Source organism: Amycolatopsis sp. NPDC041971 (genome assembly GCF_055588925.1).
Genome location: NZ_JBVJCE010000012.1, coordinates 129,646 through 143,868, shown reverse-complemented (window position 1 = coordinate 143,868; position 14,223 = coordinate 129,646). Strand labels below are relative to the sequence as shown.

Annotated in this window: 10 protein-coding genes and 2 pseudogenes; 6 read left to right on the top strand and 6 right to left on the bottom strand. The window is 68.1% G+C overall.

The window, feature by feature from the left end:
• Nucleotides 1-158: 158 nt before the first annotated feature.
• Both ACZ6DT_RS23650 and gltB read right to left on the bottom strand, forming a co-directional pair.
• Entirely contained in the window at nt 159-1,667 is a 1,509-nt protein-coding gene (locus ACZ6DT_RS23650) for a glutamate synthase subunit beta (protein WP_465598899.1), read from the bottom strand.
• Nucleotides 1,660-6,228: a glutamate synthase large subunit gene (gene gltB, locus ACZ6DT_RS23645; RefSeq protein ID WP_465598897.1), complete on the bottom strand. Its 4,569-nt coding sequence runs from the start codon at nt 6,226-6,228 to the stop codon at nt 1,660-1,662. Before gltB ends, ACZ6DT_RS23650 begins: the two co-directional genes overlap by 8 nt.
• A 399-nt stretch (nt 6,229-6,627) precedes the next feature.
• Between gltB and ACZ6DT_RS23640 the strand changes: the two genes are divergently transcribed.
• The 5 genes and pseudogenes from ACZ6DT_RS23640 (at nt 6,628) to ACZ6DT_RS23620 (ending at nt 9,517) form a co-directional block, all read left to right on the top strand.
• On the top strand, nt 6,628-7,227 hold the full coding sequence (locus ACZ6DT_RS23640) for an SDR family oxidoreductase (RefSeq protein ID WP_465598895.1): 600 nt from the start codon (nt 6,628-6,630) through the stop codon (nt 7,225-7,227).
• 132 nt (nt 7,228-7,359) lie between these two features.
• On the top strand, nt 7,360-7,737 hold the full coding sequence (locus ACZ6DT_RS23635; protein WP_465598893.1) for a hypothetical protein: 378 nt from the start codon (nt 7,360-7,362) through the stop codon (nt 7,735-7,737).
• Between the two features lie 17 nt (nt 7,738-7,754).
• Complete coding sequence (locus tag ACZ6DT_RS23630) at nt 7,755-7,997, top strand: hypothetical protein (RefSeq protein ID WP_465598891.1); 243 nt, start codon at nt 7,755-7,757, stop codon at nt 7,995-7,997.
• 58 nt (nt 7,998-8,055) lie between these two features.
• On the top strand, nt 8,056-8,187 hold the full coding sequence (locus tag ACZ6DT_RS23625; protein WP_465598889.1) for a hypothetical protein: 132 nt from the start codon (nt 8,056-8,058) through the stop codon (nt 8,185-8,187).
• Between the two features lie 177 nt (nt 8,188-8,364).
• A pseudogene (locus ACZ6DT_RS23620) lies at nt 8,365-9,517 on the top strand (IS3 family transposase).
• 577 nt (nt 9,518-10,094) lie between these two features.
• Here ACZ6DT_RS23620 and ACZ6DT_RS23615 read toward each other — a convergent pair.
• The 4 genes and pseudogenes from ACZ6DT_RS23615 to ACZ6DT_RS23600 form a co-directional block, all read right to left on the bottom strand.
• A pseudogene (locus ACZ6DT_RS23615) lies at nt 10,095-10,307 on the bottom strand (transposase); the annotation flags it as partial.
• A 97-nt stretch (nt 10,308-10,404) separates the two neighbouring features.
• Nucleotides 10,405-11,448 (bottom strand): prolipoprotein diacylglyceryl transferase, encoded by a 1,044-nt coding sequence (lgt, locus tag ACZ6DT_RS23610; RefSeq protein ID WP_465598887.1) that lies wholly within the window; start codon nt 11,446-11,448, stop codon nt 10,405-10,407.
• A gap of 29 nt (nt 11,449-11,477) precedes the next feature.
• Nucleotides 11,478-12,647 carry a M20 metallopeptidase family protein gene (locus ACZ6DT_RS23605; protein ID WP_465598885.1) on the bottom strand — a complete coding sequence of 390 codons (1,170 nt, stop codon included), beginning with the start codon at nt 12,645-12,647 and terminating at the stop codon, nt 11,478-11,480.
• Nucleotides 12,644-13,786, bottom strand: a complete 1,143-nt coding sequence (locus tag ACZ6DT_RS23600) for an amidohydrolase family protein (RefSeq protein WP_465598883.1) — start codon at nt 13,784-13,786, stop codon at nt 12,644-12,646. Before ACZ6DT_RS23600 ends, ACZ6DT_RS23605 begins: the two co-directional genes overlap by 4 nt.
• Nucleotides 13,787-13,882: 96 nt before the next feature.
• Between ACZ6DT_RS23600 and ACZ6DT_RS23595 the strand changes: the two genes are divergently transcribed.
• A complete protein-coding gene (locus ACZ6DT_RS23595) occupies nt 13,883-14,014 on the top strand; it encodes a hypothetical protein (protein WP_465598881.1) in 132 nt (43 codons plus the stop codon).
• Nucleotides 14,015-14,223: the final 209 nt, after the last annotated feature.

Below are 14,223 nucleotides of genomic sequence, written 5' to 3'. Positions count from 1 at the left end.
CCCTCCCCCCCCCCCCCCCCCCTCTTTTGCTCCCCTCCCCCTCCCCCCCCCCCCCCCCCCCCCCCCCCCCCCACCCCCCCCCCCACCACCCCCCCCCCCCCCCCCCCCCCCCCCCCCCCCCCCACGTCGCCGACGCCGCCGCCTCGTCGGCCCGGGTGTCAGACCACCGCGAGTGGCAGCGCCGTCGGGTGCACCGGAGCGGGCAGATCCGAAGCGCCGGTGAGATAGGCGTCCACCGCGCTCGCCACCGAGCGTCCCTCGGCGATGGCCCACACCACCAGCGACGCGCCACGATGCGCGTCGCCACAGACGAACACGCCGGGTGAGGAGGTCTGCCAGTCCGCGCCACACGAGAGCGTGCCGCGCCGCGTCAGCGACAGGCCGAGCCCGTCGAGCAGCGGCATGTGCTCGACACCCTCGAAGCCGATCGCGAGCAGCACGAGGTCGGCGGGCAGTTCCTCGACCTCGTCGTTGACCGGGGTCACCATCCGCTTGCCGGTCTCGGGGTCCTTGACCACGCGGACCTGCCGGATCTCGACCGCGCGCACGTTGCCCTCGTCGTCGCCGACGAACCGGGTGACCGCGACGGCGAACTTGCGCTCGCCCGCTTCTTCGTGCGCGGGGTAGGTGCGCAGGATGTACGGCCAGGTCGGCCATGGCGAACGCTCGTCGTCCCTTGTGGACGGTGGCGTCGGGTACTGGTCCAGCTGTGTCACCGAAAGCGCGCCCTGACGGGTCGCGGTGCCGTACGAGTCGGCCCCGGTGTCACCGCCGCCGATGATCACGACGTGCTTGCCTGCCGCGTCCACCGCCGACGGGCCGTCACCCTCGACGTACTTGTTGGCGGGGACCAGATGTTCCATCGCCAGGTGGATGCCGGTCAGCTCACGACCGGGCGTCGTGGTGTCGTCACGGCCGCGCAGCGCGCCCACGGCGAGCACGACGGCGTCGTAGCCCGCGCGGAGTTCCTCGACGGTCAGATCGACGCCGACCTCGCAGCCGGTGACGAACTTCGTACCCTCCTTGCGGAGTTGCGCGAGCCGCCGGTCGAGGACCTTCTTCTCCATTTTGAACTCGGGGATGCCGTACCGCAGCAGGCCGCCCAGCCGGTCGTCCCGTTCGTAGACGGTCACCTCGTGGCCGGCGCGGGTCAGCTGCTGCGCGGCGGCGAGCCCGGCCGGGCCGGAGCCGACGACCGCGACCCGCTGCCCCGACGAGACCTCCGAGATCTGCGGTTGCACGTAGCCCGCTTCCCAGGACTGGTCGGCGATCGTCTGCTCGACGCGCTTGATCGCCACCGGGCCGCCGGACAGCGGCGAGACCGACAGGACACAGCCCGCCTCACACGGCGCGGGGCACAGCTTCCCGGTGAACTCGGGGAAGTTGTTGGTCGCGTGCAGCCGGTCGCTCGCCGCGGCCCAGTCGCCGCGACGTACCAGGTCGTTCCACTCCGGGATCAGGTTGCCCAGCGGGCAGCCGGAACCACTGGAATGACAGAACGGGATGCCACAGTCCATGCACCGCGTGGCCTGCTCGCGCACCTTTTCGTTGCGCTCACCGGGTTCCACGTCGGCGTACACCTCGCCCCAGGTGACGAGACGGTCCTCTTTGGACTTCTTCTTCGGCTCTTCACGGTCGTACTTCAGGAAACCCGTCGGATCAGCCACGAGCGGCCTCCATGATCGCTTCGTCGACGTCGCGGCCCGCGGCACGCGCCGCCTTCGCCGCGTCAAGGACACGCTGGTAGTCGCGGGGCATCACCTTGGTGAACGCGGCCGAGCGACGTGGCCAGTCGCCGAGCAGCGACGCGGCCACGGCCGAACGTGTGAGGTCGTAGTGCTTCTGCACGGTCTTCTTGAGCCGGGCGAGGTCCTCCGACGACGGGGTCAGGAGGTTGACCATCTCCTCGTTGACCTTGCCCCGGTCGAGGTCGAGCACGTAGGCCTCGCCGCCGGACATACCCGCCGCGAGGTTGCGCCCGGTCGGGCCGAGCACCACGGCCTGGCCACCGGTCATGTACTCGAAGGCGTGGTCGCCGACCCCCTCGGCGACGACGACCGCGCCGGAGTTGCGCACGCAGAACCGTTCGCCGACCTGGCCGCGCAGGAACATCTCGCCGCCGGTGGCGCCGTAAGCGAGGGTGTTCCCGGCGATGGTCTGGCCTTCCGCGGCGAACTTCGCGTCCGGATGCGGGCGCACGATGATCCGCCCGCCGGAAAGCCCCTTGCCGACATAGTCGTTCGCGTCGCCGACCATATCGAGCGTGATGCCGCGTGGCAGGAACGCCCCGAGCGACTGTCCGGCGGAACCGGTCAGCATCACGTGGATCGTGTCCGCGGGCAGGCCTTCACCGCCGTAGCGGCGGGTGATCTCGGAACCGAGCAGCGTGCCGACGGTCCGGTTCACGTTCCGCACCGGCAGTTCGAGCCGCACCGGATGCGCGTCCTCCAGCGCCGCCTCGGCGAGCTGGATCAGCGTCCGGTCGAGGGCGTGCTCCAGGCCGTGGTCCTGCGTCCGCGTGCGCCGCTTCGCCCCGCCGTACGGGGTTTCGGCGGGCATCTCGAAGATCGGCGCGAGGTCGAGACCGGAGGCCTTCCAGTGCTCGACCGCGTCGTCGGTGTTCAGCATCTCGGCGTGCCCGATCGCCTCGTCGAGGGTGCGGAACCCCAGCTCCGCCAACGTTTCCCGGACCTCTTCGGCGACGAACCGGAAGTAGTTGACGACGTGGTCGGCCTGGCCGGTGTACCGCTTGCGCAGCTCCGGGCTCTGGGTCGCGACGCCGACCGGGCAGGTGTCGAGGTGGCAGACACGCATCATGACGCAGCCTTCGACGATCAGCGGCGCCGTCGCGAAGCCGTACTCCTCCGCGCCGAGCAGCGCGGCGATGACGACGTCCTTGCCGGTCTTCATCGCACCGTCGACCTGCACGGTGATCCGGTCGCGCAAACCGTTGAGCAGCAACGTCTGCTGCGTCTCGGCGAGCCCGATCTCCCATGGTGTCCCCGCGTGCTTGAGCGAGTTCATCGGGGAGGCGCCGGTGCCGCCGTCGTGGCCGGAGATCAGCACGACGTCGGCGTGCGCCTTCGACACACCCGCCGCCACCGTGCCGACGCCGAGCGAGGACACCAGCTTCACGTGGATGCGGGCGTTCTCGTTGGCGTTCTTGAGATCGTGGATCAGCTGGGCGAGATCCTCGATCGAGTAGATGTCGTGGTGCGGCGGCGGCGAGATCAGCCCGACGCCGGGCGTCGAGTGCCGCGTGCGCGCGATCCACGGGTACACCTTGTTCGGCGGCAACTGCCCGCCCTCGCCCGGCTTCGCGCCCTGCGCCATCTTGATCTGGATGTCGTCGGCGTTGACCAGGTACTCGCTCGTCACGCCGAACCGGCCGCTCGCGACCTGCTTGATCGCGCTGCGCCGCTCCGGATCGTAAAGCCGCTCGGGATCTTCCCCGCCCTCACCGGTGTTGGAGCGGCCGCCGATGCGGTTCATCGCGATGGCCAGCGTTTCGTGCGCCTCGGCGGAGATCGAGCCGTAGGACATCGCGCCGGTGTTGAAGCGCTTGAAGATCGCCTCGACGGGCTCGACCTCGTCCAGCGGGACGGGTTCGCGTGTACCCGCGCGGAAGGAGAACAACCCGCGCAGCGCGCCACCCTCGCGGTAGAGACGGTGCACCTCGTCGGAGTACTTCTTGTACACCTCTTCCCGGCCGGTCTTCGTCGCGTGCTGCAACAGGAAGACGGTCTCCGGGGTGAACAGGTGCAGTTCGCCCTCGCGGCGGTACGCGTACTCGCCGCCGGTCTCGAGTCCACGATGGACCCTGTCGGTCGGGTTGTCCGGGTACGCGCGGCGATGGCGGACGGCGACCTCTTCGGCGAGCACGCCCAGGCCGACACCACCGAGCTTCGACGACGTCCCGGTGAAGTACTCGTCGAGGAGATCCTGTGCGAGGCCGAAGGATTCGAAGACCTGCGCCGCGGTGTACGCGCCGACGGTCGAGATGCCCATCTTGGACATGATCTTCAGGACACCCTTCACGAGTGCCTTGACGTAGTTGCGGATCGCCTTGGCGGGCTCGATCCCGGTGATGCCGCCGGTCGAGATCATGTCCTCGATGGTCTCGAAGGCCAGGTACGGGTTCACCGCCGCGGCGCCGTATCCGAGCAGAAGCGCGATGTGGTGGACCTCGCGGGCGTCACCGGTCTCGACGACCAGCGCGACGCGGAGCCTTTCCTTGGTGCGCACCAGATGGTGGTGCACCGCCGACACCAGCAGCAGCGACGGGATCGGCGCCATGCGGTGGTCGGAGTCGCGGTCGGACAGCACGAGCGTGCGCGCGCCCGCCGCGATCGCTTCGGAGGCCTCGCGCCGGACCCGCTCGATCGCGGCCGCCAGCGCGTCGGCACCACCGTCCACTTCGTACAGTCCGGAAAGGACACTGCACGCGAAGCCTGGGAGGTCGCCGTCGTCGTTGATGTGGATCAGCTTGGCGAGTTCGTCGTTGTCGATCACCGGATACGGCAGCTGCACGTGGCGGCAGGAGGCCGGACCGGGGGCGAGCAGATTTCGCTCGGGACCCATGATCCGGCTCATCGAGGTGACGAGTTCTTCGCGGATCGCGTCCAGTGGCGGGTTGGTGACCTGCGCGAAGTTCTGCTTGAAGTAGTCGTAGAGCAGCCGCGAACGCTGCGACAGCACGGCGGGCGGGGTGTCGGAACCCATCGAACCGATCGGCTCGGCCGCCTTGACCGCCATCGGCGCGAGGAGGATCTTCAGCTCTTCTTCGGTGTAGCCGAAGGAAAGCTGGCGCCGCAGCACGGAATCGTGGCTCTGCACGATGTGGTCGCGATCGGGCAGGTCGGCGATCTGCAGCAGACCGGCGTGCAGCCAACCCTCGTACGGGAGTTGCTTCGCCAGCTCCGACTTGACCTCTTCGTCGTCGACGATCCGGCCGGCCTCGGTGTCCACCAGGAACATGCGGCCGGGCTTGAGGCGCCCCTTGGCCACGACGTCCTCGGGGGCCACGTCGAGCACCCCGGCCTCACTCGCCAATACGACACGGTCGTCGGCGGTGCGCCACCAGCGGGCGGGACGCAGGCCGTTGCGGTCCAGCACCGCGCCGACGAGGGTGCCGTCGGTGAAGGTGACGCAGGCCGGGCCGTCCCATGGCTCCATGAGGCTGGCGTGGAACCGGTAGAAGGCACGACGCTGTGCGTCCATCCCGGTGTGGTTCTCCCACGCCTCGGGGATCATCATCAGCACCGCGTGCGGCAGCGACCGCCCGCCGAGGTGCAGCAGTTCCAGCACCTCGTCGAAGGAGGCGGAGTCCGACGCGTCAGGCGAGCAGATCGGGTACAGCCTGGTCAGGTCGCCGGGGATGAGGTCCGATTCGAGCAGCGCCTCACGGGCGCGCATGCGGTTGCGGTTGCCCCGGATGGTGTTGATCTCGCCGTTGTGCGCGACGAACCGGAACGGATGCGCCAGCGGCCACGACGGGAAGGTGTTGGTCGAGAACCGGGAGTGCACGAGCGCGATGGCGCTGGTGAGCCGGGTGTCGGTCAGGTCGGCGAAGAAGAGCGGGAGCTGCTCGGGGGTCAGCATTCCCTTGTAGACGATGGTCCGCGAGGACAGCGACGGGAAGTAGGTGCCCCGTCCCGCGGTCACGCTCTCGTTCTCGACGCGCTTGCGGAGACAGAAGGCCAGACGGTCCAGTTCGAGTCCGCCGGGACGTCGGCCGTCGGTCTCGTGGGCCGCGACGAACAGCATCGTGAAATGCGGCATCACCGAACGGGCGGTCGGGCCGATGTCGGCGCGGTCGGCGTCCACCGGGACCTCGCGCCAGCCGAGGACGTCGAGGCCCTCTTCGCCGGCGATCCGCTCGATCAGGGCGACGGCCTTGTTCCGCTCCTCGCCGTCCGAGGGCAGGAACCCGATGCCGGTCGCGTAGGTCTGCTGACCGGCGGCGTCCGCTTCAGGCAGGATGAAGTCCACTTCCGCGCGCAGCAGCTCGTCGGGGAGCTGCAACAGGATGCCCGCACCGTCGCCGCTGGTCGGCTCCGCGCCGGCGGCGCCACGATGGTCCAGGTTCGTCAGCGCGGACAGGCCGTCGGTGACGATGCCGTGCGAGCGCCGCCCGCGGACGTCGGCCACCATGGCCACACCGCAGGAGTCCTGTTCGGATTCGGGATCGTAGAGACCCTGTTTGCCTGGAATGGCGGAGAAGATCATGAAGGGACCTCCTTCGTCGTCTGTGCTCAGCGGCCGGACGGGGCCGGCCGGGGGGATGCGCACGGGACGACGATGGCCCGTTCGTTAGCGCGACTTTAACACCTGTGAAACACGTCGGCACCAATTCGGCGGGCACGAAAACCCGGCGACGGGTAACGATATGGCCGCCCGGAACGACACAGTTCCTGATGAGGTCACAGTAGTTCGTTCCGCTAAGTATATGTCCCGTTCCGGGATGTCACGAGACGCGGTGAGGCGACCCTAGTCACTCCGGGTGGCTTTCGCATCCTGGAGACGGCGAACTAGAACGTGTTACAGTTCTGCGCATCATCCTGGACCGTTTCCGGCTCACCGACCAGGTCGCCGTGGTCACCGGCCGCCACCGGCAGACGCGCCCATGTGGTGCCGGCCGACCTGAGCGACCCGGCCGCCGCTGGCGAGCTGGCCCGGATCGCGACGGCGGAGTTCGGACGGCTGGACCTCGTGGTCAACAACGTCGGCGGCACCTATCCCCGGCCACTGCTGGAAACCACCGCCGACTTCCTCGAAGAAGCCTTTCGCTTCACCGTCTCCACCGCGCACGCGCTGACCGTCGCGGCGGCACCGTCCTTACTGGAGTCGGGCGGATCGGTCGTCACCATCTCGTCGGTCATGGGCCGCGTGGCCGGCCGGGGCTTCGCCGCGTACGGGACGGCGAAGGCGGCGTTGGCGCACTACACCCGGGTCGCGGCGGCCGACCTCGCGCCGAAGGTGCGGGTGAACGGGATCTCGGTCGGTTCGGTGGCGACCTCCGCGCTCGAAGTGGCGGTGGGCAACGACGAACTGCGCGGCCGGATGGAGGCCGCCACTCCCCTGCGCCGGATCGGCGAGGCCGAGGACATCGCGGCCACCGTCGTGTTCCTGGTGTCGCGGGCGGGCCGGTACGTCACCGGCAAGATCATCGAAGTCGACGGTGGATTGCAGGCCCCGAACCTCGAACTGGGGTTGCCCGATCTGTAGGAGGCGAACGCCGTGCGCGTGGTCCAATGGAGTACCGGGAACGTCGGCCGGGCTCGGCCGCCCGCTCGGGGTCTCCGCGACGACCGACGCGGACGCGCTCATCGCGCTCAAGCCGGTGTCGTCCCGCCGGAGATGATCGAGCCCATCCGCGAGGCCGCCCGTGAAGGCGGTGCTTCGCTGTGGGTCAACGGTGTCGACCCCGGTTTCGCCGATGACTGGCTGCCGCTGGTGCTCACCGGGGTGTGCGAACGGATCGACGAGGTGCGCTGCCTGGAGATCCTCGACTACTCCACCTATGACAACGGCAAGGTTCTGTTCGACATCATGGGCTTCGGCCGTGAGATGGACGACCTGCCGCTGTTGTTGCAGCCCGGTGTGCTGTCAAAGAGGGCACGGAAGACGCGGCGGGCGGGCGGCGCGCGTGCTGGAGCACATTCACGCGCCTGCGCGGCGACCTCGGCCCGGACTGGCCGCGGCCGACCGGGCAGGGCTGTTGCCGCGTCGAGGTGACCGGGGAGCCGAACTAAGTGCTGGACCTGCGCCTGGTCGGAACCGACGGCGACCACAACACGGCCGGGCTGAAGGCGACCGCGATGCGGCTGGTGAACGCGATCCCGGCGGTGGTGGCGGCTCCGCCGGGGCTGCTGACGGCGCTGGACCTGCCTTTGGTGACGGGGGCCTGGTCTCCCCCTGAGCTTGATGGCAGGTCCGTGAAGGCCTCCTTGCCTACCTTGAAAGTAGGGAAAGTCAAGTTTCAACTGAGGCAGTAAAACCGTAGCCAACATTTCCGCAGGTCAGGGCTACAGGATGTGGGAAACGTTGTGGCGGGTGCGTGCCTCTCCAGGCACGCACCCGTTGAAACTCGTCGTCATCGGCGACAAGTACCTCGACGGCTACGCCACCGCGGAACTGCTCGGCATCACCATGCCCGAACCCGACGAGACCGAGGGGGTGAACTGAATGCTCCACGCAAGCGACTGACCGCCACCGCAGCCAAGCGACGACGCGGCGCCGCCCGCAAGAAGGCCACCATCGCCCCTGAGCTTCCCCCGGTTGTCCGGGCACCGTGGCGTTGCCCCTAGATGACGGACTCGGGTTTGTGGAGTTAATGGCTTGTCGTCTGGGAGGCTGTCGATCGTGCCGAAGGCTTATCCCGCTGAGTTCCGGGCTCGGGCGGTCGCTCTGGTCCGGGCTGGCAAGTCGGTCCGGGAGACCGCGCGTGAGCTCGAGATCAGCGAGTCCTGCCTGCACAACTGGGTCAAGCAGGATCGTGTCGACCACGGAGAATGTCCCGGTTCGAGCAGCGCTGAGCACGCGGACCTGGCGGCCGCGAAGCGGCGGATCCGGCAGCTGGAGACCGAACTGGAGGTCCTGCGCGAGGCCTCGAAGATCTACGAGGAGCTGAAGGGCGACCCAAAAGGGCGTTCCCGGTAGTCGCCCGGCTCGCGGAGCGGGGACTGCCGGTGAAGCTGGCCTGCCGGCTGCTGGAGGTGAGTCATTCCGGGTTCTGTGAGTGGCGATCGAGGCCGACGTCGCCGGCGGCTTTGCGTCGGGAGTGGCTGACCGGGGTGATCGCCGAGATCCATGCCCGCTCCCGCGGACCATACGGCGCACCACGGGTGCACGCCGAGCTACGCCTCGGCCTGAGCATCTCATGATCAGCCGCAAGACGGTCGCCAAACTCATGCAGGCGGCCGGGCTGGCCGGGATTCCTCGGCGGCAGACCCGCAAGAACCCGAAAATCGAGTTCCGCGGCGAGGACCTGGTCAACCGGAACTTCCTGCGTACTCAACCCAGCCTGCTTTGGGTGTGCGACATCACCGAGCATCCCACCCGAGAAGGCAAACTCTATTGTTGCGCCGTACTGGACGCGTTCAGCCGCAAAATCGTGGGCTGGTCCATCGACAGCAATCAGAACACCAACCTCGTCGTCAATGCCCTGGAGATGGCGATCAGCAACCGGAATCCCAACCCTGGCACCGTTTTTCATTCCGACCACGGCGTGCAGTTCACGTCCTGGACCTTCACCAACCGAGTCAAGGTGGCCGGCCTGATGCCCTCGCTCGGGACTGTCGGTGACGGCTACGACAACGCGATGATGGAGTCGTTCTGGTCGAATAGGCAAACCGAACTTCTCGACCGAGGTAAATGGAAAACCCGAACCGAGCTGGCCAACGAGATCTTCCAATACCTCGAGATCTTCCACAACCGGCAACGCCGCCATGCCAAGCTTGGCTACCTCAATCCAGTCGAGTATGAAAGACTCCACGAACTACAACAACCCGCCTGACACTCCACAGGCGAGGGTCCGGAGAACCGGGGCAACGCCACCCCCAAGGCCAAGGGGCGCGGCAAGGCGTCCAGCGGCGTCAGCTAGGGAGCCCCATCCGCTTGAAGTCGGTCACGCTGTGACCGTCCTCATGATCACCACACACCGTCAGATCACACACTGCCAGCTGCCGTACCAGTAGACTCGCCTTATGGGGAAGAAGTGGTCGACAAAGGACCAATACGTAGTAGCACGCATAGCGACGATCATTCTCGTGCCCTTGATGCCAATACTCGGATTAGACTTCTTTTTCGACCTGAGCCGGGGCGAAAATTCGATCTGGAGTATTTTAGGTAGTTTTTCTGGGAAGTTCATGGCCATTTTCGCGTTCGTGTATAGCGGTGTCAGGTGGCGCAAGCTGCGAAGATTGCTCCCACCTCAGGAGCGTAGGATTTTCCGTTCCGGCTCGACTGGCCATCGATCCTGAATTGCAAGAAAGGATTCAAGCTCCTGTACGTCACCCGATACCACTGATAAGACCCCGATCGAACAGGTGGGCATAATCGTTTCCCCTATCACGGGGTGTACGAGTGCGCAGGCGGTGCGCGGTCTGGAACGGCACCCCGAACGACGGCGGCAGATTCCTCCACGCACACCCGCTGCTCAGCACTTACACGATCGCCGTGAACACCGCGCGAGCGTCCACCGGAGCAGTGCCACCGCCTGCGGACGCGGCTCGAACACCGGGATCAACGGCTCCGACAGAACCCACAACTCATCCGGACAACCGCAACGACAACTGATCAACCACAGCCAACATCGTCGCTCATCAGCGACAAATCACCACGTAAGACACACTCTTAGTTGAAATGCAGCCAAGGAGGCCTTCACGGACTGGAAACGAAGCGCTACTTCTCCGCCTCGGGCTTCGGGTCCTCGGTCGCCTTGTCGGCGGCGGAGTCACGGACGGTGTCCGGAGCCGCGGCCACGTCAGCGTGCTCTTCGGAAGGCCCGGAAGAAGGCTCCGAAGAAGGCGAAGCGTCGTCCTCCCGCGGCACGTCGTTGCTCCACAGTGTTTCCGGCGCTTCCCTCGGCCCCCGCTTGGCCGCCAGGACGAAGTACGCGATCGCCGCGGCGAACAGCAGGATCGAAGTCCACACGTTGACCCGCAGGCCGAGGATGTGGTTCGCGGTGTCGGTCCGCATCATCTCGATCCAGAACCGGCCCGCGGTGTACCCGGCGACGTACAGCGCGAACACGCGGCCGTGGCCGAGGCGGAACTTCTTGTCCGCCCAGATGACCAGCAGCGCGACACCGAGGTTCCAGATCAGTTCGTAGAGGAACGTCGGGTGCACCGGGCTGTCCGGCAGCGGGACGTGCCCGAGCGCGATGCCGTTCAGGAAGTCGTCCGGGTTGGTCGGGTTGTAGCGCTGGTAGATCTCCAGTCCCCACGGCAGATCGGTGTGCGCGCCGTAGAGCTCCTGGTTGAAGTAGTTGCCGACCCGCCCGATCGCCTGCGCGATCACGATCCCGGGCGCGAGCGCGTCGGCCATCGCGGGCAGCGGGATGCCCTTGCGGCGGCAGGCGATCAGCGCGCCGACGGCACCGAGCGCGATGGCGCCCCAGATCCCGAGACCGCCGTCCCAGATCTTCAGCGCGTTGATCGGGTTCTTGCCCTCGCCGAAGTACAGCTGGTGATCGGTGACGACGTGGTACAACCGCCCGCCGACCAGGCCGAACGGCACCGCGAAGACGGCGACGTCGATGACGGTGCCCTTCGTGCCGCCGCGGTTCACCCAGCGCCGCTCACCCAGCCAGATCGCCACGATGATGCCGGCGATGATGCAGAGCGCGTAGGCGCGGATCGGGACCGGCCCGATATGCCAGACGCCCTGGTCGGGACTGGGGATGGTCGCGAGGAACGCTGCCGAGGCGGTATTCACGTCGGCCACCGTAGCGCTTCTTCGGCTTCTTGGGGGCGTCAGCCCTCGACGGCGGCCAAATAGCCCGCGATCAGCGCGGACGCGACGTGCCCGATGGCGGCGTCGGGCGGCAGGAACACTTCGTCGTGCAGACTCGGCGCGCCCGCGGTGTCGCCGAGGCCGACGAACATCATCAGCCCGCGCGTCGTGCCGCAGTAGTGCGCGAAGTCGTCGGCGCCGAACGACCGGAAATCGGTGTCCACGCCCGCCCCGGCCCGGACGAGCCGCCGACGTGCGCGCTGGGTGAGCCCGGCGTCGTTGTGCAGCACGGGTTCGCACGGATTGATCTCGAGTTCCGCCCGGCAGCCGTGCGCCTTCGCGGTGCCGTGGACGATCTCGGCGAGCCCCTCCAGCGCTAGTTCGCGGTCGTCGGCGCGCATCAGCCGCAGCGAACCCGACAGGCGGGCCTCGTTCGGTACGACATTCGCGGTCGTCCCGGCTTCGATCCGGCCGACCGAGCAGACGGCACCGAACACGGGGTCGACCCGGCGGCTCGCGAGCTGTTGCAGGCTCACCACCAGCTGGCTGAGCGCGAGGATCGGGTCCCGCAGCAGGTGGGGGTAGCCGGCGTGCCCGCCCTGGCCGCGGACGACGACCTCGAACTCGTCGGTGGAGGCGTTGACCGGTCCGGGCACCGCCGACACCACACCCGCCGCGAGCCGGGGCTGGACGTGCGCGCCGATGACGGCCTCGACGCCGTACTCGGGGAGCACACCGGATTCCACGATGTCCAGCGCACCGGACGGCGACGTCTCCTCACGCGGTTGCAGGAGCGCGAGCAACGGCCGCGGCACCCCGACGACGGCCGCCGCGCGGCAGGTGGCGACGAGCGCGGCCATGTGCACGTCGTGCCCGCACGCGTGCATCAGCGGCGTCTCCGAAGCCCACGGGACCCCGGTGCGCTCGGAGACCGGCAACGCGTCCAGTTCGGTGCGCAGGGCCACGGCCGGCCCCGGCCCGGTGCCGGGGAACAGCACCGCGCGCCCGGTCTTGGCGACCCGGACCCCTTCGTCGGCGCCCAGCGCCTCGACGACGGCCCGCGCGGTGTCCTCTTCGTCCCCCGACGCGCGGGGATCGGCGTGCACCCGGTGCCGCAGTTCGATCGCGGAGGGCAGCTCCGCCTCCACCGCGGCCTCCCAGCGGTCCTGCAGTTCGTCCAGTTCCGTCATATCCCCTCCAGCCCGTACACCCGTTCCGCGTTGCGGTGCCCCACCAGCGCCGCTATCCGATGCGCGTCCACTTCGGACAGTACGTCCGCGGTGAGCCCCGCGTACAGGAAGTCCGACAGTCCCTGCCGGAACAGCGCGGTGCCGAGGTGGTACAGCTCGGCCAGCCCGAACGCGTCCGTGGAGAACAGCAGCTTCCCGAACGGCACTGTCTCCATTGTCTCCGCGATGATCGCGGGCGCACGATGACCGGCGTTGTGCGTCGCGAGTCCCACGTCGATGAACACGTGCTCGAAGACCTGCGCCAGATACGCGGCGTTCCGGTGGAAGGGATAGTTGTGCAGCAGCATGATCGGCACCCCGCGTGACCGGGTGGCCCGCAACAGCCCGGTGAGCAGCAGCGGATCGCAGCGGTGCAGGTCGACGTCGGAATCGCCGAAGCCCACGTGGAACTGGATCGGCAAGGCCAGGTCGAGGCCGGTCCAGATCAGGAACCGGTGCAGCACCTCGTCCGCGAGCCGGACCGGTTCACCCGACTCGATCCGCGCGAGCCAGCGACCCGCCGCTTCGGTGACTTCGGCGTCCGTCGGCCGTCCCCCCGCCAGGTCGAGGCCGACCCGGTAGGCGGCGATGGACTTGAACCCGACCGCCGTCGTGGCGCGTTTCGCCAGTTCCCCGGCGAAGGCCGAAGCGAATCCGGCCGCGGTGGTGGATCCGATCACCACTTCGGCGACCTGTTCGAGCCGGATGATGTCCCGTGCGCGAGCGCCTGCCAGGGCCGCGAACTGCTCGGTCGTGGTCAGCGTATCCGGCAGGAAACCGCTGTCGAGCAGGAATTCGGTCGTTCCGGTGGCGCGCAGGAACCGCGCGTTGACCTCGGTGGCACCCAGTTCGGCGCGGCGGGCCAGGTAGACCTCGGCCGGGACGTGCGGCGACAGGTCGAGCACGGGCGCGCAGCGCGCTCGGACCGCGAGCCCGATCAGCGAGTCGAACAAGGTCGTGCCCAGTGACGAGACTGTGTCGGCCTCGGTGAGCAGCTGTTCGAACTCGATCCGGCCGAGATCACCGGTGACGACGCCGTGGCAGTGGTGGTCCACCAGCGTCGTCCGGGCGACGAACGGCAGGATCGGGGTTCCCGGCATGAGCGCGTCCCTTCTCGTGGTCGACGAGTGCGGCCTCACCCTATGACCGGATCCGGGCGTGGCAAGGGGCTCGGGATGGGGCCAGGATGAGGAACCATGGTGAACCGGGAAGCACTGAACGCCCGCGCGATCGCCCTCACCGGGGAACTTCGGGCACGGGGTGTCGAACTCGTGGCGCTGACCTTCGTGGACAACGCCGGGATCGCGCGGCCGACCTCGCCGTCCTGACGAAGGAAACGATTCGCGCGCTCAGCCACCGGCACGGGCTGAAGGCGTCGCGACTCCGGAGGACATCACCGAGGCGCAGCGGTGGCGGTACTGAACCGGGGAGCTCCGGTGAGCGGCCGGTCCAGTTGGTTGGGGGGGGGGGGGGGGGGGGGGGCGCAAAAACCGCACACCGCCACAAAAAAAAAAGGAGGAAGAGGGGGGGGAGTTGT

Excerpts from the sequence above, each read along its gene's own strand:
- ACZ6DT_RS23595 (WP_465598881.1), top strand. The coding sequence starts at position 13,883 with ATGGTGAACCGGGAAGCACTGAACGCCCGCGCGATCGCCCTCACCGGG.
- ACZ6DT_RS23605 (WP_465598885.1), bottom strand. The coding sequence starts at position 12,647 with ATGACGGAACTGGACGAACTGCAGGACCGCTGGGAGGCCGCGGTGGAG.
- ACZ6DT_RS23600 (WP_465598883.1), bottom strand. The coding sequence starts at position 13,786 with ATGCCGGGAACCCCGATCCTGCCGTTCGTCGCCCGGACGACGCTGGTG.
- ACZ6DT_RS23635 (WP_465598893.1), top strand. The coding sequence starts at position 7,360 with ATGATCGAGCCCATCCGCGAGGCCGCCCGTGAAGGCGGTGCTTCGCTG.
- gltB (WP_465598897.1), bottom strand. The coding sequence starts at position 6,228 with ATGATCTTCTCCGCCATTCCAGGCAAACAGGGTCTCTACGATCCCGAA.